Below are 20,412 nucleotides of genomic sequence, written 5' to 3' on the forward strand. Positions count from 1 at the left end.
GAAAGCTGCAGAAGGAGAATGAGGGATGGAGGTTGTAAATCCGATTATCCGGGCAGATATGCCGGACCCGGATCTGCTCCGGGTGGGAGATACCTTTTATATGGTATCCACCACGATGTTTTATACGCCGGGGGCGCCGATCCTGAAATCAAAGGATCTGTGCCACTGGGAAATGGTATCCTATGTATTTGATATATTGGAGGAGAATGAAAGATACCGGCTGGAAAACGGCAGGAATGCTTACGGAAAAGGGCAGTGGGCTACCAGCCTGGCCCGTTACAAAGGCCGTTATTATGCCTGCTTTGTCAGCCATGACAGCGGCAAGACTTATATTTTCTCTTCGGAGGATATCGAAAAGAGCGGCTGGGAGCGGGCGGAAATCGGCGAGGTGTTCCATGATATGTCCTTCCTTTTCTGGGAAGGGCGTTGCTTTCTGGTATATGGGAACGGGGAAATCCGAATTGTGGAGCTGGAACCGGATCTGAGCGGGGTAAGAAAAGACGGCCTGCGCCGTACACTGTTTGAAACGCCGAAGGAAGGAATGCGGCTGCGCTGCGAGGGCTGCCGGGCGCTTATAAGAAACGGTTTTATTTACCTTTTCTTTATTGACTGGCCGGCGGACGGCGGACGCAGGGAAGTGGTATTCCGCTCCCGCAGTCTGGAGGGACCATATGAGTTCCGGGTGCTGATGGATGATGACTGCGGTTTTCCCGGGCACGGTGTGGCCCAGGGAACGCTGGTTGACACCGAAGCGGGAGACTGGTATGCCATGCTCTTCCAGGACAGAGGGGCGTCCGGGCGGATCCCCTTCCTCATGCCGGTCCGCTGGGAAGAGGACTGGCCCCTTTTGGGGATAAAAAGAGAGAAGAAAGAGGGCGGTTTCTTGTGGCGTATTCCGGAATGTTTTTCGGTTCCCTTTGCCCCTTATCCGGCCCGGCCGCTGGTAATCAGCGACAGCTTCCGCCATGAGGAAAACCGTCTGGCCCTTCCCTGGCAGTGGAACCATAATCCCATCCCCTCCTGCTGGTCCTTTACAAAACGGCCCGGCTGGCTTCGGCTGACTGTGGCCCGGACGGCCTCCGGGCTGAAGGATGCCGGGAATACCCTGACCCAACGGACGATGGAACCGGGCTGCAGCTGTGTCGTAACGCTGGATTCCTCCGGCATGAAGGAGGGAGATTATGCCGGGCTGTGTGCGCTGCAGGGACGATTCGGGCAGGTTGGCATCGCTGTGGAGAACGGCGCAAGATATCTTCTGTGCATACAGATGGGGGAGGGCGGTGAAGAAACGGAATACAGACAGCCGCTGGAAAATGCCGTGGTACAGCTGCGGATTGTGTTTGATTACAGGAACCGGATCGATCAGGCATCCTTTGCCTTCCGTATACCGGAAGAAGAATGGCAGACGGCGGGAAAGCCGCTGGATATGGTTTTTACGCTGGATATGTTTGTGGGATACCGGATTGGTATTTTCTGTTATGGGCTGCAAACATCAGGAGGACATGCGGATTTCCGCGATTTCTCCGTGCAGGAGCTGTAAGCAGGTAACAGACAAGGCAGGAGTTCGGTGGTCTGAACACTGCAGAAAAAGGAGAGGCAGAACATGATTACATTATATATTAACGAGAATAAAAAAACTGGCCATATTAATCCTGAAATCTATGGACATTTCAGTGAACATCTGGGAAGATGCATTTATGAGGGCCTTTATGTGGGGGAAAATTCCGAAATCCCCAATGTGAACGGGATGCGCACGGATGTGGTGGAGGCGCTGAAGGAAATGAAGGTGCCCGTGCTGCGCTGGCCGGGAGGGTGCTTTGCGGATGAATATCACTGGAAGGACGGTGTTGGGCCAAAAGCTGACAGAAAGAAAATGGTCAATACCAACTGGGGAGGTGTGACGGAGGACAACAGCTTCGGTACGCACGAGTTTTTCGAACTGTGTGAGCAGCTTGGCTGCAAAACCTATGTGAATGGGAATGTGGGAAGCGGCACCGTGCAGGAAATGAGCGAATGGGTGGAGTATATGACACTGGACGGCGTATCCCCCATGGCGGACTGGCGGCGGAAAAACGGCAGGGAAAAGCCATGGAAGCTGGATTATTTCGGTGTGGGAAATGAAAACTGGGGCTGCGGCGGCAATATGACGCCGGATTATTATGCCCAGCTGTACCGCAGATACCAGACCTATATCCGCTGCTATGACAAGTCCGCCCCCATATTCAAGATCTGCGGCGGGGCCAATGCGGACGATTATGAATGGACGGACAGGGTGCTTCATGAATGCTTCCGCAGTCCGGCTCCTGCGCAGGCACACGGCTTTATGGACGGTCTGTCCGTACACTATTATGCGGGCGTGGAAAAGGGGCTGCATAAGGGAAGCGCCACGGATTTTGACGAGTCCGTATGGTTTAACACACTTTCCCGGGCAATGAATATTGAAGAAGTGCTTATCCGCCACAGCGCGATCATGGATCAGTACGATCCGGAGAAAAAAATCGGGATGATGGTGGATGAATGGGGCTGCTGGCATGATGTGGAGCCGGGGACCAATCCGGGCTTTCTATACCAGCAGAATACCATGCGTGATGCGCTGACGGCAGGGGTGTCTCTGAATATTTTCAATAAGCACTGCGACCGGATCAAGATGGCGTGTATCGCCCAGATCGTAAATGTGCTTCAGTCCGTCATCCTGACGGAAGGGAAGAAAATGCTCCTCACCCCCACGTATCATGTATTCCATATGTATAAATATCATCAGGATGCGCAGCTTGTGGAAAGCTGGCTGGAGGGAACGGGAAAAATCGGCCTGCAGGATGAGGAGATGGTGCCCGACGTACAGGAATCCGTTTCGGAGGATAAGGACGGCGTGCTCACCATAACATTGAACAACCTGTCTCCGGAGGAAGAGCGGGAAGTGGAAGTGGTGCTCACCACAAGGAAGCCTGCCGAAGTGGAGGCAAGGATTGTACGGGGGAGGATGCAGGCGTATAATACCTTTGAGGAACCGGAAACAGTAAAGGAAGAAGCATTTACCCAGATACAGGTGACGGACAGGGGGCTTTCCTTTACCCTTCCGGCATGCAGCGTGATGATGATACGGGTGAAGCAAAACAAGGAGTAAAATCCTCTGCTCGCAAAGAACTCGCATTTTGCTCCGCAAAACAAGGAGGATTCGAGATGTTAAAAATTGTTAAAACAGAAAATGGTCTGGTGCGCGGTATCCCGGCGGCGGATCCGCGGGTGATTTCCTTTAAGGGAATCCCTTTTGCGGCGCCTCCGGTGGGGGATTTGCGCTGGAGGGCGCCCCAGCCTGCGGCGGATTGGGAGGGGATCCGGGACTGCCTGGAATTCGCCCCCATATCCATGCAGAGCACGCCGGGGCTGGATGAATCAAATATTTATACGAAGGAATGGAATGTGGATCCGGAAATTCCTATGGAGGAGGACTGTCTTTACCTCAATGTATGGACTCCGGCCCGGAGTACAAAGGATAAACTGCCTGTTTATGTGTGGTATTTCGGCGGCGGCCTGCAGTGGGGAAATCCGGCGGAGATGGAATTCGACGGAGAGCGCCTGGCGCGCAGGGGAATTGTGGTGGTGACGGTCAATTACCGGCTGAATGTGTTCGGCTTTCTGGCCCATCCCCAGTTGTGGGAGGAAGCGCCGGAGGCACCGGCTAATTTCGGGAATCTGGATCAGCAGTACGGTCTGTTCTGGACAAAGCGCAATATCGCCGCCTTCGGCGGTGATCCGGACAACATTACAATCGGGGGACAGTCAGCCGGCGGCGGAAGTGTGCTGACACAGCTGAACTGTCCTGCCAACAAGGGCTATATCAGCAAGGCTATTATTGAAAGCGGCATCTTTTATGATCCCTTCCAGGATAGGATGAAGCTGACAAAGGAACAGGCGCTGGCACAGGGAGAACGCTTCTTTGCATACCTGGGTGTCAGTACGCTTGCGGAAGCGAGGGCGCTTCCCGCCCAATTTATCCGGGATAAGAACGATGCCTTCGGCGCTTTCTGGGGAACCATTCCCGACGGCGTTTACCAGACCGATACCTATTGGAACAATATGGCGGCGGGCAGGCTTCTGGATGTCCCCATCATGACAGGTTTAACCAACAATGAGTTTTTCACCATGCCTCAGGCAGCGGATGAAAAGTCTCTCCAAAAGGAAGCGGAAGAAAAATTCGGGGACAGGGCACAGGATTTCCTTTCTTTAATCCATGCCGAAGCCGGAACGGAAGCGGCTAAGGAGAACGCGTACATAAGCTCTGTGGAGCTGGGAATCCGCAGGATGTGCCGCCTTCTGGAAAAAACAGGGGCAAAGCAGCCCCGTTATGTATATGAATTCGGTCCCTTCATACCGGGAGAGGATGATCCGGGGGCTTTCCATTCCTCCGATTTGTGGTTTTTCTTTGAAACGCTGGCGAAATGCTGGCGGCCTTTTACCGGGAAGCATTATGATCTTGCCAGACAGATGTGCAATTACTGGGCCGAATTTATAAAGAAGGGGGATCCTAACGGCCCGGATGCGGACGGGACGCCTATGGAAAAGTGGGATGCCTTTCTGACGGAAAAGCCTGCCGTCATGACCTTTTTTGAAAGCCCGGCCGCGCAGATAAAACCGGCGGGAGAGGTAATGGAATTTATTATGGATGCCGCTGACCGGGAAAAGGATGGTCCGGCCAGGGCCGGACTGTAGCCTGCAATTGCGCGAAGGAGGGAAAGCTATGGATTATATAACGCGGGACGGGAATGCCGTCTTGTTTGAAAATGCCGGAGAACTGCTGCGTATTGAACCGTGGGGGGAAAATTCCCTGCGGGTCAGGGCGGTGATGATGGGAGAGATTAAGGATACGGATTATGCCCTGCTTCCCCCGAAGGAAACGGAGGCTGATATCCGGATAGAGGATGGATATCACGCCGGCATTACGAATGGAAAAGTGACGGCGAAGCTGGAGGTTGACCAGTGGAAAAAACGCTGCCAGCTCAGCTTTTATAATCAGAAGGGGGAACTCCTTCTGAAAGAGGAAGGGCATGGGGGCGCGCTGAATAACCATTCCAGACACTTTAAGGCAAGGCTGGGCGGGGATTATGAACTGACGGTCACCTTCCATGCAAAGCCGGAAGAAAAGCTGTTCGGTATGGGCCAGTACCAGCAGGAACTTCTGGATGTCAAAAACTGCGTGCTTGAGCTTGCCCACCGCAATTCCCAGGCATCCGTGCCTTTTGTCCTTTCCGATGCCGGCTATGGCTTCCTCTGGCACAATCCGGCGGTGGGTAAGGTAATGTTCGGGAAAAACCTGACCCAATGGCAGGCGGAAAATACGGACCAGATGGATTACTGGATTACGGCCGGGGATACACCCGATGAAATCGAGAGCGCTTATGGCAAAGCAACGGGAACCGTTCCCATGATGCCGGAATACGGTCTGGGCTTCTGGCAGTGCAAGCTGCGCTACTGGAACCAGGAACAGCTTCTGAACGTGGCAAGGGAATACCACAGGCGAAACATTCCGGTGGACGTCATCGTGGTTGATTTCTATCATTGGCCCAAATGCGGCGATTTCCGTTTCGACGAAGCGGATTTTCCTGATCCGAAGGCGATGGTGGAGGAGCTGTGGGAATACGGCATGGAACTCATGGTTTCCATCTGGCCCCAGATCAATCTGACCAGTGAGAATTATGAAGAGATGCGCAAAAGAGGGCTTCTGATTAAAAATGAACGCGGCGTGGAGATCGCCATGCGTTTTGAAGGGGAGAATACCTTCTATGATGCGACCAATCCCAAAGCAAGGGATTATGTATGGAAGCTTTGTAAGAAAAATTATTATGATTACGGGATAAAGGTGTTCTGGCTGGATGAAGCGGAGCCTGAATTCTCGGTATATGATTATGATAATTACCGTTATTATATGGGACCGGTAACCAAGGTGGGCAATATCTACCCCCAGCTGTATGCCAGAACCTTTTACGAGGGGCAGATGGAAGCGGGGATGGAAAGCGCGGTCAACCTGCTGCGCTGCGCATGGGCGGGAAGCCAGAGATACGGCGCCCTTGTATGGTCGGGTGACATTCACAGCGACTGGGAAACCTTCCGCAGACAGCTTTGCGCCGGGCTGAACATGGGAATTGCGGGCATCCCCTGGTGGACTACGGATATTGGCGGTTTTTCCGGCGGGAATCCGAAGGATCCGGCGTTCCGGCAGCTTCTGGTACGCTGGTTCCAGTGGGGAACCTTCTGTCCGGTGATGCGGCTGCATGGAGACCGGGTGCCCCAGACGCCGCTTACCCATGCGGATGGATCCTCCACTATGCCCACAGGGGCGGACAATGAAATCTGGAGCTTCGGCGATGTCAATACGCCGATCCTGGAAAAATATATCCGTTTCCGGGAGAAAATGAGACCGTATGTGAGGGAATTAATGAAGGAAGCCCATGAAGAGGGCCGTCCCGTGATCCGTACCATGTTCTATGAATTCCCGGAGGACGGGAAATGCTGGGAGCTTCAGGATCAGTACATGTTCGGCGCAGATATGCTGGTTGCGCCTGTGGTTTATGAAAACGCCTGGGAACGGGAGGTATACCTGCCGGAAGGAACGGTATGGACCCTGATTTATGACGGAACGAAGTATGAGGGAGGCAGGACGGTAAAGGTGCCGGCGGATATCAGCCGGATACCTGTATTCCTTCGGGAGGACAGACACGCGGAGTGGATAGGGGAAATTTGATGCTTGGCATCTGCCGTACGGAGCAGGGGGAATATCACGGTAATCGTTCCGGCAGGTCAGGACTGTCTGAACGGTTGCCTGTCATGAAAGGAAAACAGACATGGGAGTGGATTTTGCAGAAAAAAAAGCCCGGATTATGGTATATACCCGGGAAACGACGGCGGAGGAATACCCGGACGGGCTGGCGCGGAGCATCCATCTTGCCTATAGCTTAGATGGGAAAAACTATGAGGCCATGAACGGAAATTACGGGATTTTGTTCGCCAAAGCAGTTTTGAGCGAAGAAGATACCATCTGTCCCAAAGGGGTAAGGGATCCCCGGGTTCTTTCTCTGCCGCAGGGAGGCTTTGTCATTGCGGCCGTCCGGGTCAATGAGGATGGAAGCGCAGATGGGGAAAGCGAAGGGAAGCTGCTGTATTGGACCACTGCGGATTTTAAGGAGTTTAAAGAACTGGGGCTGCTGGACTGCGGGCAGGCGGAGCTTTCCGGGCTTCCCTGTGTGGCATCGCTCCGGGAGGCGTCTGCGGACTCGCTGACGGCTTTTGACGGAAAACTTCCGGAAGGTGCCGTGGCAGGAAATGCGGTGGAGGTAAGCCGCAGCCTGTGTGACAGGGCGGCGCTTTGCTGGAGCAGACTTACCAGCGTGGGTGTACGGGTGCCGGAACGGATTATGGCCCGTAACGCGGGCGATGTGGAAGCCGTGCGTGCGGCTGTTATGTATTCGGACGGTTCCTCGGCGTTAAAGCAGGTGAAATGGGAAACAGGAGGGATTGATTTTAACAGGCCGGGGACTTACCGCATTGGAGGTACCGTGATAAATGAGCAGTATACGTTTCCCCTGGCCTGCGGCTACGGCGATCCCGTTATTTTCCCCTGGGAAGGACGATATTACTTTATTGCCACGGACGATAACCGGAATGATGTGGGCTTTTATGTAAGGGAGTCGGAGGATGTGGCCGGGCTTTTTAAGGAGGATACGAAACAGCACCTGATCCTTGCGTTGGATGAGGAGAGAGGTTTTGTGCAGACCTTCTGGGCGCCGGAATTTCATGTGATTGGCGGGGAGCTTTATATCCTGTTTGCGGTGAGCGGCACGAAATGGGGGCCTCAGTGCCATCTGATGAAGCTGAAAAAGGGCGGCAGCCTGACGGATCCCGAAAGCTGGGAGGATCCGGTAAGGATCCGGAGGATGGACGGCCGTCCGCTGACGGAAGACGGGATCACGCTGGATATGACGTATCTGAAAACGGGAAAGCGTTCCTATTATATCTGGTCTTACCGCAGGAATATCGGTACGGCGCTGGATACGGGTTCCATGCTGTATATTGCCGCTGTGGACGAGGCCGCTCCCTGGCAGCTTGCCAGTGAACCGGTTCTTCTTTCCAGGCCCCTTTACGGCTGGGAGAACGTGAATCATACGATCAACAATGAAGGGCCGTATGCGTTTACCGCCAATGATAAGATATATCTGACCTATTCGGGAGGGGCGGCGGACGGTTATACCTATGCGCTTGGACTGCTGACGGCGCCGGCCGGAGCGGATTTGCTGGATACCGGAGTCTGGAACAAAGCGGGCACGCCTGTTCTGTCTTACTATTCGGTGGAAGGCGAATACGGGCCTGGACATAATTCCTTTTTTACGGATGCCCAGGGGAACCTGATGATTGCCTATCATGCGGAGGATGCGCTGGATCACCATATCCGCTGTGACGGGATCCGCAGGGTGCATTTTACCATCCAGGGAGAACCGGTATTTGACATGTCGGCACAGCGGGATCTGGATCCGGCGCTTGCAGGAGTGGAGATGGAAGTCGTGGTGGGCTGAGGCTGAAAACGAAGCGGATTTGTACCGGACGGGCCTGCTGCCCGCGGGGAGGAATCCTGGTTTCAGGGGTAGAGGCTTTTCCAGGGGAAAATCTTTTCCCCTGGAAGAAAAGAGGGGGGAGTGCTTTGAGCATTACAACAATAGGAAAAACAGATTGTTTACCGGAAGAAGCCGGCTATGATTCCGGACGTATCCGGGCATTGAATGAACATTTCATCCGGATGATGGAAAGAGGGGAAATAGAAGGAGCCGCTTACTGCATTTCCAGATACGGGAAAGTGATTGCGCAAAACGGAATAGGGCTGGCTCATTATTATGACAAGGACGGTCCCATGCAGCCCGATACTATCCATGGGATTGCCTCTGTTACAAAGACCTTTACGGCGGTGGCCGTGATGAAGCTTGTGGAGGATGGCTATACCAGGCTTGATGTGAAGGTGGGCGATATTCTGCCCCAGTTTTCACAAAAGCCCTTTGACGGAATTACCCTGTTTCATTTATTAACCCATACCTCGGGGCTTTCCCCGGATCCGGGATGCTTACCCAATCCCTATTTTGTATCTCCTTGGCAATATATAGAGGAAGCGGCAAAAAACGGGAAGCCGGGAGAAGCGTTCGACTGGCTTACACCTGCCCTGTCCTGCGGAATGAGAAAACAGCCGGGTGAGGAATGGCAGTACTGCAGCTTTGGCTTTGCCGTGTTAGGTGCGGTGATTCAAAAACTCAGCGGGAAAAAGGCGGAGCAATATATAAGCGATATGATTTTATCCCCTTTGGGCCTGAAGGATACTTTTTTCCTGCCGGCGGAACCGAAAAAGCGGAACCGGATTCATTTTATTGATGAGCAGGAGAAGGAAGAGGTGGGAAGTGCGGTAAACGGCGGGGAGGAAGCCGATTCCTTCTGGCAGCAGGTCCCGGAAACGGGGGGAGGGCTTTTTTCCACGCCGGGGGATTTGATCCGTTTTGCAAACATGATGCTTGGAATGGGCCGCTTAGAGGAGGTCCGTATTCTGGGAAGAAAAACGGTGGAAAAGATGACTGCCTCCGCGCTTTCCCATGTTCCCGATAACTGCTGGGACGCCGGGGTGGCTGACCGAAAATACGGGATTGGCTTTGATCGCAGGGAAGGCCCCGGTTTTCTTTATTCGGAAGGGACCTATATGCATGAAGGCGCCGGCTCCTGTTCCCTGGTTATCGATCCTGCGGAGCAGCTTGCCGCCGCGTGGTTCGTGCCGTACCGCCCCGGAGAGTGGTATGCGGAGGGGTTATGGAACGTGAGCAATATTATCTGGTCCGGGTTGTTATAAAGTATTTGATGATATTGTGAGAACAGTTACATTTGGTAAAAGAAGGAGATATCAAAAATGGCAGAAACAATCTATACAGTAGAAAAGGATACAAAAGTACCGTTTAACAATAATGTGGCGTTTTGCGTAGGCACAGGCCGTATGGGTCTGGCGCTGCAGAAGGAATACCAGGAGCAGCTGGCCCTGGTGCAGGAGGAGATCGGATTTTCCCATATCCGCGGCCACGGCCTGTTTTCCGATGATATGGCTATCTATCAGGAGTACACAGACGAAAATGGGAAGAAGTATGCGGAATATAATTTTACCTATCTGGATCTGGTGATGGACAGCTATCGGAAGCTGCATATCCGCCCCTTCCTGGAGCTGGGCTTTATGCCGGAGAAAATGGCTTCCGGGGAGCAGACCGTCTTTTACTGGAAAGGAAATGTGACGCCTCCGGAAAGCTATGACGCCTGGTGCGCCCTGGTACAGGCCACGCTGCGGCATCTGATGGACCGCTACGGGGCGCAGGAGGTGACGGGCTGGCCTATCGAGGTATGGAACGAGCCGAACCTTCCCGGCTTCTGGAAGGATGCGGACATGGAGGAGTACTTTAAGCTGTTTGCCCGTACCTTTGCGGCGGTTAAGGAAGTGGACGAACGCTTCCGTGTGGGCGGTCCCGCTATCTGCGGCGTGGAGGACGAAAAATGGATCCGCTGCTTTATGGAGTTCTGCCGGAAGGAAAGCATACCGGTGGATTTCGTAACCCGCCATCATTATACGACGGAAGTACCGGAAAAGGACGGTCATTACGGCTATGTTAAGCTGAGGGAGCCGGAGGAGGGCTTTGCCAACCTGCAGACGACCAGGGATATCGTGGACAGCTTTGAGGAATTTCAGGGAATGGAAATCCATATTACGGAGTTCAACACCTCTTACATACCCAACTGCCCTCTGCACGATACTAACCAGAATGCGGCTTATATCGCCGGACAGCTTTCCAGGCTGGGGGATATGAACGAATCCTATTCCTACTGGACCTTCGGGGATATTTTTGAAGAGCAGGGCGTTCCTTTTACCCCTTTCCACGGCGGTTTCGGTCTGGTGGCAAACGGCGGGATCCCCAAGCCTACCTTCTGGATCTTCAAATTCTTTAAGGATTTGCAGGGAACCTGCGTACACCGTTCGGATGACGCGGTGGTGGTAAGGACAGAGGACGGCAGCTACAGAGGTATCGCCTGGAACCGGACGATGGAGGGATGCGGAGAGGACAGGGGCTTTACGTTCCGCCTGCCCATGGATGTTTCCGAAGAAAAGGAATACACAATTCTGAAAAAGACGGTGGACGAAGTGACCTGTAATCCGCTGAAGCTGTGGCATGCCATGGGAGAGCCGTCAAGCCTTACCGAAAAACAGAAAAAGCTGCTGAAGGAAGGCGCGCGCCCGTTTGTGGAAGCGGACAGGAAGAAGCTTACGGACGGAGCGGCGGAGGTCTGTCTGACGGTTCGGGAAAATGGAGTGGTTTATTTCGAGGTATCTGCGGTGAAGGCCGGAGGAGACAGAGGATATTGTTATAAAAGAGTGATTGGCAAATAGGCGGTATGCCGCAAGAGGAGATATACCGCCAAAAGGAGGCATGTTTCCAGGAGGGGACAGGTATATGGGCAAAATAACAGTTCGTACAGAAAAGAAAAGATTTCCGATCGCCCCCAATCTGTATGGTATTTTTTTCGAAGATATCAACAGAGCGGGAGACGGCGGGTTATATCCGGAGCTTCTCAGGAACAGAAGCTTTGAAGATTCCATTGAGCCGAAGGACTGCCGCACGGGGCAGGATGGCTATGCCCTCGTCAGCAGGGCCGGCTGGAGAGATGAATTTAATCATGGGGAAGGGCTTTCCCGGTGGGTCAGGAAAAACGGGACGCCGTATACTCCCATTCCGGCCTGGTACACAAATCACGCCCAGATGGCTCTGGACAGAAACGATACCCTGAATCCGCACAGACAGGTATCTCTCGCCGTTTCTTTTGAAGAGGGCGGCGAGCTGTATAATACCGGCTTTTGCGGAATCGCCCCGAAGGCAGGGGAAAAATATCTGTTTTATATGTTTGCCAGGACGGAGGTCCCGGTAAACATAAGGGTTTCCGTGGAAGAAGACGGGCACGAATTCGGAGGCATGGATTTTCTTCTGGAGGGCGGCGGCTATGTGCGGTATGACGGAAGCTTTACGGCGGAAGGGGACGGCAGGAACGCCAGGCTGGTTATCCGCTGCCCGGAAGGGGGGAAAGTGAATTTCGGCTTCTGTTCCCTGATGCCGGAGGGTACCTATATGGGACATGGCCTGCGCAGGGATCTGGTGGAAAAGCTGAGGGATATGAATCCCCGCTTCCTCCGTTTCCCCGGCGGCTGTATTGTGGAAGGTTTTTCCCCGGAAACAGCCATGCAGTTTAAAAATGTGGTGGGACCTGTCTGGGAACGGCCCGGACATCAGCTGATGTGGCATTACCGCAGCTATAACGGGCTGGGATTCCATGAATATCTGCAGCTGTGTGAGGATCTGGACATGGAACCGCTGTATGTGTGCAACTGCGGCATGACCTGCCAGGGAAGGTCGCCTGAATTTTTCGAAGGGGAAGAGCTGGCATCCATGCTTCAGGATACGCTGGATGCGATCGAATATGCCGTGGGTGACAAAACCTCCCGATGGGGAAGCCTGCGGGCAAAAATGGGGCATCCGGAGCCATTCCGCCTTACTTATATCGAAATCGGGAATGAAAATTCGGGTCCTGCCTATGAAGCGCGCTATCAAATGTTTTATGATGCCATCAGAGCACGGTATCCCCATATCCGCCTGATAGCCAATACGCATCTGGAAGAGCAGGGGCTGGGTGCGGATATCGTGGATGAGCATTATTACAGCACGGCGGAATTCTTTGCGGAAAATGTAAATTTCTATGATAAGTATGACCGGAATAAACCGAAAATTTTTCTGGGTGAGCTGGCGGTAGTCCGGGGCTGGGTAGGGCAGCTGTACGGGGCTTTGGGAGAAGCGGCCTTCCTGGTTGGCATGGAACGCAACCAGGATGTGGTGGAGCTGGCTTCCTATGCGCCGCTTCTTGAAAATGTGGATTACAACGCATGGTTCCCTAACCTGATCCGGTTTAATAACCGGGAAAGCATAGCGATCCCAACCTATTATGTCTGGAAAATGTTCGGAAACAACCGCGGTGAGAATGTGGTGGAGGCGGATGTGGAAACCGGAACTTTGTACCGGCCGGTAAAGGGCATGGCCTCCCTGATGGGACAGGCGGGCCTGCGTTACAGAAATGCTTCCTGGAACAAAACGCCTGTGGGGATTTCTCACGAACTGATGGGAAGAGTGAAGGAAGAAGAGAGAGTTAGCCGTATTCTGCCGCCGGATGAAGAACAGAGGGCGGAGGCGGAAACGCTTCACCGGGTGGATAAGGACAGAGTCTTTGTCGTATTTGGGGAAGAGCATGTTACCTCCGGGGTTTTTGACATCGATATCTATGCGGAAGAGGGAAGGGAGATCTGCCTGGGCGTATACAGCGGCCGTATGCCGAAGGAGGTCTATATGGCAGATGAAACCCATCCGCCGAAAGAATGGAATGCAGCCAATGTGAAGCCCTTTCTCTGGACGCTGGAAAAGGGGATAAGCACCTTCCGTGAACAGAAGTTTCCCAGTGACAGGAACCTGGATGAGGAGCGTAAGGCAGAGCTTCGTTACGGGGAATTTAACCATTTCAGGTATGAGGCGGATGGAAAGCAGATGAAGCTGTATGTGAACGGAGAATGCATCCATCAGGTGGATGTGCCCAGCTTCCCCTCTTTATCGTCCGTAGTCTGTGACTCTCCCAAAGAGGTGATTCTCAAGATAGTGAATATGTCGCCGGAGGAGGACGCGGTGGAAATTTCGCTGGACTGTGAAGTGGAGGATGCCTATGAGGTCACTCTGCTCACCGGTGAAAAGCAGGCGGAAAACAGCTTTGAGGAACCGGAAAAGGTACATGATGTGGTACAGAACCATTCGGGGGCATCGTCCCATTTTTATTACGGGGCGCCGGCGTACTCGGTGAATGTGCTAAGGCTTGCTAAAATACAGGTGCAGTAAGGAAGTGTGGATCAGGGCTGCTGCCGGAATTAAAAAATTCCGGCAGCAGCCCTGAAGTTTTTTTGTAAAAAGACCGATAAAAAACATAGAAAGAGAACACAAAAGCAGGAGCGGTAACCGGCATTCATTACAATTGGGGAGACACCGCATATAAAAAATGGTACAATAACCCTGATACAGCCGCCTGCGGAAGAGATACTGCTTACCGCATATCCGTAAGGCGCGGCCGCATCCGGATTGGGGGATGATGAGTTTGGCGGCGGGCTGATGAGAAGGGAGGGGGAAAGGGTGAAGATAAAGCATCCATGGTATATGACGCTTTTGCAGTATTATATTCTGATATTGCTGGTGCCAATGTTTGTAATCCTGTTTTTGGGGCTGCTCAGCATCTACCTTGTAAGATCCGAAGTGATAACGGCCAACAGAATTATCGTGGAACAGTTCCGGCAGGAAATCAGTACAAAGCTGGAAGAATTTCAGCAGTATAATATTTTTGTCCAGCAGGAAGAGTCTTTGATCAGCCTGGAGCTGAAGGACGGACGTCTGGATGCCCTGCAAAGGTATCAGCTGATTCAGATGAATAAGAATCTTTCCAAGGTCATACTGACGAATCATATGGTTGCGGACTATCTTATTTATATGCCGGATCAGATGCTGATATATTCGAATGGCTACTATTATGTGAATGACATGGAAGACTACAGGATGGAAGCCCTGTTTACAGAGATTCCGGATTACCAGAATCTGTTTGAAGAAACGTATCATTCGGCGTTGGTGACCATCTATCAGGATCAGCAGATTAAAGATATTCTGTACATTGACACGATGAAAGGCGCTTTATATAAGAATAAAGGGTATCAGTTTATCCTGAGGCTGGATTTGGAGCGGTGGAATCAGTTTATCTCACAGATTTTCAGCAGCAGTGAATTTACCTTTGCCGCCATTATAGATACGGATACGCAGGAGCCGGTATACGTCAGTGATCCGGTATTTTATCAGACATTACAGGATAAGGGCATCCGTACCTTTGAAAACGGGGAGTATTTATCCGTGCAGCATCACAAAGATTATTACTGCTATGGCCTGGAGGGAGAGAAAAATAAGCTGAAATATGTCCTGCTGATGAATACGGGGGAGATTTTTAAAGCGACGGATAAAATGAATATGCTCATTATGGCAAGTTTCCTGTTTGCCATAGGGACAACGATACTGATATTCCGCGTTATCCGGCTGAAGGAGTATAATTCAATAGCAACCACCATTGCGTTGCTGGATGAAGAGAAACTGTCGGCTTCGGGGAACAATATTTTCGGTTCATTTTATTCGATTATTTCAAAACTGCTGACGGATAAAAAAAGCCTGGAGCGGTCCATGCATAACAGCGAGGAATATCTGCAGAGGTATTTTTTAATGAAGCTGCTGATGCAGAAGACGGAGGACAGGAAGGCGTATGCGGATATTCTGGAGAGTTACCATGTTTGTTTTGCGTACAGCTGCATCAGGGTGCTGCTGTTTTACCATGTCCCGCAATTGGAGGAGATTGATACACAGTCCGTTTGTGAGGAATTTCATTTGGCTGTAAAAAGAGAAATGGAAGCGAAATATGGCGCGGATAAAGAGATGTATTCGCTGTGGATGAACGGTATGCTTGTTTTGATCCTGAATTATGATAGTTTGGCTGAGGAGAATTCCGTCCTGATAAATAAATTGTATCATTTCAGAAAGAAGCTGCAAAAGGAAGGGATAATATGTACGCTGAGCAGGGAAAAGGAGAACTTCCAACAGTTAAAAAACGCATATGATGAGGCCATGGAGGCTATGGAACAGTGCCTTCTGGAAACTATCAATTTTAAAGAATATCATGAATACCCCAAAAGCCCTTATACAAAGCATGGTAAATATTATCAGTATGAAGCAAATTTCAAACGCGCCCTGGAGGAAGGAAGCTTCAGGAACGCAGAGGTGATTCTGAATAATATGTTTGTGCTGCTGAAGGAAAGCTTTTTCAGCAATCCTTATGATGTTAAGTGTAAATTATATGGGATCTTCAATATTATTATGGGGGAGCTGTCCGTCAGGCCGGAGTACAGCGAAGAGCTCAGGTTTGCTTATGATAAATTAAAGGAAGAACAGAGCATACCGGGGCTGGAGCAGAACATTGAGGACATACTGCACTTTTTTGCGGATACCGAAGATCGGGAGGACGCCAATAAAAACGGCTTTAACCAGAGGGTGGAAGCTTATGTGGAAAAAAATTACGCACAGGTTTCGTTGTCTGTCGGGATGATTGCAGATACCTTTGGCCTTGAAATGTCGAGCCTGTCGAAGCGTTTTAAAAAAGAATGGGGAATCAATATTTCCGATTATATCCAGATGGTGCGGCTGAAAAAGGCAAAGGAAATGCTGCCGAATGATAAATATACCATAAAGATGATTGCAGAGCAGTGCGGTTATGTGAATTCCGACGTGTTCATCCGGGCATTTAAGCGCTATGAAGGAATTACGCCCGGTAAATACCGGAGCCGTATCAAAATCGGACATTGTCCGGAGGGGAAACACCCGGAAAACCAAAGTATCCGTGATGACCGGGAAAATAATGACGGCGTAGAAAAATAAGACGATGTGCAAAAAAAGACTCGGATTTGAGCAGAAAAACTCACTTAAATCACGAAGTCTTTTTTTCTGTATCGTCATATTTTGAAATTTGTGTATTTTCAGAGGAATTGTTATCCGGTGATATCTATGATACCGTTTGTATATGACGTGGACGTCCGTTACGTTGAGCCAAACAAAAACAGGTACCCTGAAAATGAAAAACAGGAGGTAGTTTATGAAGCTGAAAAAGTGTATTGCCATGTTACTGGTATTTGGGCTGCTGACCGGGGCGGCTGCGTGTGCAAAGGAACAGAACAATGGGGCGGAACCCACGGCAGCCGGGGAAAAAGCTGCGGAAACGGTACAGACGGAAGAGGCGGCAAAAGAAAATACCGGCGAGACAATCAAGGAATTTTCGTACTGGCTTCCGCTGCATCCGGTAACAGCCAAGGCTGTTACGGATCTTAACGATCATCCCGGCGCGCTGCGTCTGGAGGAACAGACCGGAATCCATGTGGACTATATAAATCCGCCGGTAGGACAGGAACTGGAGCAGATGAACCTTCTGCTGGCTTCAGGAACCAATATGCCGGATCTGTTCCGGTTTGATCTTGTCACCAATTATCGCGGCGGCGTGGAAGGGGCGCTGGCGGACGGGGTGATTTTGGACGCCACCAAGCTGATTGAAGAGAATGCACCTAATTTTATGGGATATATCAACAGCAACGAGGATCTGAAACGGGGCGCTTATACGGATAATGGGGTGCTGGCTTATTTCGGGGCGACCATACCCGGAGATGAGATGCGGGGCCTGCCCTTTAATGGGCCGATGGTAAATAAAACCATGCTGGATAAAGCGGGTTTGGAGGTTCCGGTTACGATTGCGGACTGGGAAGAGATGCTGGCAGCCTTTAAAGATATGGGAGTTCAGATACCCTTCAGCTTTGGATGTGACAATCAATTCGGCGGTCTGGCAGGCGCTTTTTCCGGAGCGTATGGAGTGCCGGCGGGCTCCCAGTTCATGAATGAAAACGGAACGGTAAAATTTGGCCCGCTTCAGGACGGTTATAAAGAGTTTTTGATTACCTTCCATAAATGGTATGAAAACGGATGGCTGGATCCGGATTTCCTGTCCAAGAAGCAGGGGAAGGAAGTACGTACGGATTTTGATGCGGGATTGATGGGAGCTTCTGTTTTACACATAAACAGCGTACTTTCCGCACCGGCTATGTCGGTACAGAAAGGCAATGAAGAAGCGGTGGCCATACCGGTGCCTTATCCTGTACTCAAGGAAGGAGACAGAACCCATTTCCGTCACCACGTAAAGGATTTTAATGACACCAGCTGCTTTATTTCTTCCACAGCGAAGGATCCGGTAACCATAATCAAATGGGTGGATTATTTGTACAGCCCGGAAGGAATCCTTGAAATCTCTTGGGGACCCAAGGGGGATGAACGGTTTGAGGATACCTACTACATAGACGAAAACGGAGAGAAAAGGCAGACCGATTTTGTGACAAAGAATCCGGATGGCCTGACCATGGATGAGGTTTTGAGACAATACCTGTTACGTGATACGGCTATGGTCTGGGATTGGGAAAACCAGTCTCTGATGTATGAAGACCCCAGGCTGCAGGCGGGATGGTCTGTTTGGGGGGATACGGCAGATTTTGATTATGAGATGCCCCAGACGCTTACGATGACAGCAGAGGAAAATGACGAATACAGTAAAATCATGGGCGATGTTAAAACCTATGTAAACGAAATGTCGGCGAAGTTTATCATGGGGATTGAACCGCTTGACAATTACGGCACATTTTTAGAGACTCTTGAAAAAATGAATGTCAGCAGAGCAACCGAAATTCAGCAGGCAGCTTTAGATCGTTATTTGGAAAGATAATTTTAAAGCAAAAGGCGTAAAATACCGGAAAGGATGTGTATGGATTTTACGCCTTTTTTCTAAATAATGTCAGGAAGGCTGGGGTGAGCATGATAAGAGAAAAGAAACGAAAAAAGGCAGGGCAGAAAGGCGGGGGCTTTCTGCACAAAATTGTTATGGATTACAAAAAGCATACGATTATTTATTGGATGCTGGTGCCGGTGATTTTATATTACATTCTGTTTCATTATGTGCCGATGGGAGGGCTGGTAATTGCCTTTAAGGATTATCGGCCGGCCAGAGGGATTCTGAACAGCGCATGGGTGGGGCTTGAGCATTTCAGGACTTTTTTTTCCAGTTATTACTTTTGGAGCCTTCTGAGAAATACCCTGACCATAAGCATTTCGTCTTTGGTTTTTGGCTTTCCGGCGCCGATTATTCTGGCAATCCTGATCAACGAGCTAAGACAGAAACGATTCAAAAAAATGGTTCAGACCGTTACTTATATGCCCCATTTTATATCTACGGTAGTCATTGCAGGTCTGGTGGTGGATATGGTTTCCACGGACGGCGTTATTACAAACATACTGGCTTTTTTTGGCATGAAGCCGCATAATCTGCTGACGGTAGGGCGTTTATTTGCCCCTATCTATGTACTGAGTGATATCTGGCAGAACATAGGCTGGGGAACTATCATCTATCTGGCGGCGCTGACTGGTATTTCCATGGAATTATATGAAGCCGCGGAGATAGACGGAGCGGGGCGTTTCAGGAAAATCATCAATGTTACGCTTCCCGGAATCACACCTACCATCGTAACCCTTTTGATTATGAGGGTGGGGGCGATTATGACAGTGGGATGGGAAAAAATTGTGCTGCTGTATAATCCGGCTATTTTTGATCAGGCGGATGTCATTTCTTCCTTTGTATACAGGAATGGTTTGCTGAATGCAAATTACAGCTATTCTGCGGCGGTGGGCCTGTTTAATTCCATCATCAATGCCATTTTGCTTTTTCTGGCTAATTTTGTCAGCAAAAAGCTGAACGAAACTAGTTTGTGGTAAAGCACGGAAAGGCTGATGAGTGATGAAAAAGAAAATAGCAATATTCGATATTGTACTGATAGTATTTTTGACTGTTTTGTGTGTTATCACCATATACCCGGTAGTGTATGTCCTGTTTGGTTCCCTCAGCGACCCTCTGCTTTTGGAACATCAGAAGGGGATTCTATACAAACCCCTTGGATTTTCCCTGGAGGCATACAAACTTGTTCTTAGGAATCCCTCCATTGCCACCGGATACCGCAACACGTTGTTTTATGTATGCGCAGGAACTGTAATTAATATGCTCATGACCATACTGGGCGCTTTTGCACTTACGAGAAAAGACTTATATATAAAAAAGTTCGTCCTGATTCTCGTTATTTTTACCATGCAGTTCGGAGGCGGTCTGATTCCCACTTATATTGTTGTGAATAAAGTGCTGGGAGAGTCGGTTTGGACACAGCTTCTGCCGGGGGCTGTGGCGACGGCTAACCTGATAATTATGAGAACGGGATTTATGTCAATTCCGGACAGCCTGGAGGAGTCGGCAAAAATAGACGGCGCCAGTGACTGGTCCGTACTTACCAAAATAGTACTGCCGCTTTCCAAATCCACCCTGGCGGTCATCGCCCTGTATTACGGAGTGGCACACTGGAATCAATGGTTCCAGGCGTCTGTTTATCTGCGGGACAGGGAGCTGTTCCCCCTACAGCTGTTCCTCAGAGAGATTTTGCTGCAGAACCAGGTGGAGGAGACTGTTGTGGGCGTGGCGTCCGGTCTGACGGCCAATATGGAGGATGTGGTGAAATATGCAACGGTTATGGTGGCAATCGTACCGGTTCTGTGTGTTTATCCGTTCCTGCAGAAATATTTTGTAAAGGGAGTTATGGTTGGAGCGGTGAAGGGCTGATGC

12 protein-coding genes are annotated in these 20,412 nt (G+C 50.8%); all 12 read left to right on the forward strand.

What is annotated here, in order from left to right:
* Window positions 1–25: 25 nt before the first annotated feature.
* The gene (locus DXA36_RS09745; protein WP_118678612.1) at window positions 26–1,540 is read left to right on the forward strand and encodes a glycoside hydrolase family 43 protein; all 1,515 of its coding nucleotides are present in this window, start codon (window positions 26–28) and stop codon (window positions 1,538–1,540) included.
* Window positions 1,541–1,603: 63 nt separating this feature from the next.
* Window positions 1,604–3,124 carry an alpha-N-arabinofuranosidase gene (locus tag DXA36_RS09750; protein ID WP_118678614.1) on the forward strand — a complete coding sequence of 507 codons (1,521 nt, stop codon included), beginning with the start codon at window positions 1,604–1,606 and terminating at the stop codon, window positions 3,122–3,124.
* A 56-nt stretch (window positions 3,125–3,180) separates the two neighbouring features.
* A complete protein-coding gene (locus tag DXA36_RS09755; protein ID WP_118678616.1) occupies window positions 3,181–4,710 on the forward strand; it encodes a carboxylesterase/lipase family protein in 1,530 nt (509 codons plus the stop codon).
* 28 nt (window positions 4,711–4,738) lie between these two features.
* On the forward strand, window positions 4,739–6,739 hold the full coding sequence (locus DXA36_RS09760; RefSeq protein ID WP_118678618.1) for a glycoside hydrolase family 31 protein: 2,001 nt from the start codon (window positions 4,739–4,741) through the stop codon (window positions 6,737–6,739).
* Window positions 6,740–6,839: 100 nt separating this feature from the next.
* Window positions 6,840–8,564: a family 43 glycosylhydrolase gene (locus tag DXA36_RS09765; protein ID WP_118678620.1), complete on the forward strand. Its 1,725-nt coding sequence runs from the start codon at window positions 6,840–6,842 to the stop codon at window positions 8,562–8,564.
* 125 nt (window positions 8,565–8,689) lie between these two features.
* Window positions 8,690–9,871 (forward strand): serine hydrolase domain-containing protein, encoded by a 1,182-nt coding sequence (locus DXA36_RS09770; RefSeq protein WP_207666352.1) that lies wholly within the window; start codon window positions 8,690–8,692, stop codon window positions 9,869–9,871.
* A 57-nt stretch (window positions 9,872–9,928) separates the two neighbouring features.
* Window positions 9,929–11,446: a GH39 family glycosyl hydrolase gene (locus DXA36_RS09775; protein ID WP_118678622.1), complete on the forward strand. Its 1,518-nt coding sequence runs from the start codon at window positions 9,929–9,931 to the stop codon at window positions 11,444–11,446.
* Window positions 11,447–11,510: 64 nt separating this feature from the next.
* Window positions 11,511–13,982, forward strand: a complete 2,472-nt coding sequence (locus tag DXA36_RS09780) for an alpha-L-arabinofuranosidase C-terminal domain-containing protein (RefSeq protein WP_118678964.1) — start codon at window positions 11,511–11,513, stop codon at window positions 13,980–13,982.
* 288 nt (window positions 13,983–14,270) lie between these two features.
* Entirely contained in the window at window positions 14,271–16,598 is a 2,328-nt protein-coding gene (locus DXA36_RS09785; RefSeq protein ID WP_182478995.1) for a helix-turn-helix transcriptional regulator, read from the forward strand.
* A gap of 214 nt (window positions 16,599–16,812) precedes the next feature.
* Window positions 16,813–18,477 carry an extracellular solute-binding protein gene (locus tag DXA36_RS09790; RefSeq protein WP_118678626.1) on the forward strand — a complete coding sequence of 555 codons (1,665 nt, stop codon included), beginning with the start codon at window positions 16,813–16,815 and terminating at the stop codon, window positions 18,475–18,477.
* A gap of 89 nt (window positions 18,478–18,566) precedes the next feature.
* Window positions 18,567–19,520, forward strand: coding sequence for an ABC transporter permease (locus DXA36_RS09795; RefSeq protein ID WP_118678628.1), 954 nt, complete (start codon window positions 18,567–18,569; stop codon window positions 19,518–19,520).
* A gap of 22 nt (window positions 19,521–19,542) precedes the next feature.
* Entirely contained in the window at window positions 19,543–20,409 is an 867-nt protein-coding gene (locus DXA36_RS09800) for a carbohydrate ABC transporter permease (protein ID WP_118678630.1), read from the forward strand.
* Window positions 20,410–20,412 lie beyond the last annotated feature (3 nt).

The sequence above is a fragment of the Eisenbergiella sp. OF01-20 genome, from assembly GCF_003478085.1.
GTDB lineage: Bacteria > Bacillota > Clostridia > Lachnospirales > Lachnospiraceae > Eisenbergiella.

Bases quoted from the DNA above. Each gene is read 5' to 3' on its own strand.
- DXA36_RS09790 (WP_118678626.1), top strand. From the start codon at position 16,813: ATGAAGCTGAAAAAGTGTATTGCCATGTTACTGGTATTTGGGCTGCTG.
- DXA36_RS09750 (WP_118678614.1), top strand. From the start codon at position 1,604: ATGATTACATTATATATTAACGAGAATAAAAAAACTGGCCATATTAAT.
- DXA36_RS09745 (WP_118678612.1), top strand. From the start codon at position 26: ATGGAGGTTGTAAATCCGATTATCCGGGCAGATATGCCGGACCCGGAT.
- DXA36_RS09765 (WP_118678620.1), top strand. From the start codon at position 6,840: ATGGGAGTGGATTTTGCAGAAAAAAAAGCCCGGATTATGGTATATACC.
- DXA36_RS09775 (WP_118678622.1), top strand. From the start codon at position 9,929: ATGGCAGAAACAATCTATACAGTAGAAAAGGATACAAAAGTACCGTTT.
- DXA36_RS09755 (WP_118678616.1), top strand. From the start codon at position 3,181: ATGTTAAAAATTGTTAAAACAGAAAATGGTCTGGTGCGCGGTATCCCG.
- DXA36_RS09760 (WP_118678618.1), top strand. From the start codon at position 4,739: ATGGATTATATAACGCGGGACGGGAATGCCGTCTTGTTTGAAAATGCC.
- DXA36_RS09795 (WP_118678628.1), top strand. From the start codon at position 18,567: ATGATAAGAGAAAAGAAACGAAAAAAGGCAGGGCAGAAAGGCGGGGGC.
- DXA36_RS09780 (WP_118678964.1), top strand. From the start codon at position 11,511: ATGGGCAAAATAACAGTTCGTACAGAAAAGAAAAGATTTCCGATCGCC.
- DXA36_RS09800 (WP_118678630.1), top strand. From the start codon at position 19,543: ATGAAAAAGAAAATAGCAATATTCGATATTGTACTGATAGTATTTTTG.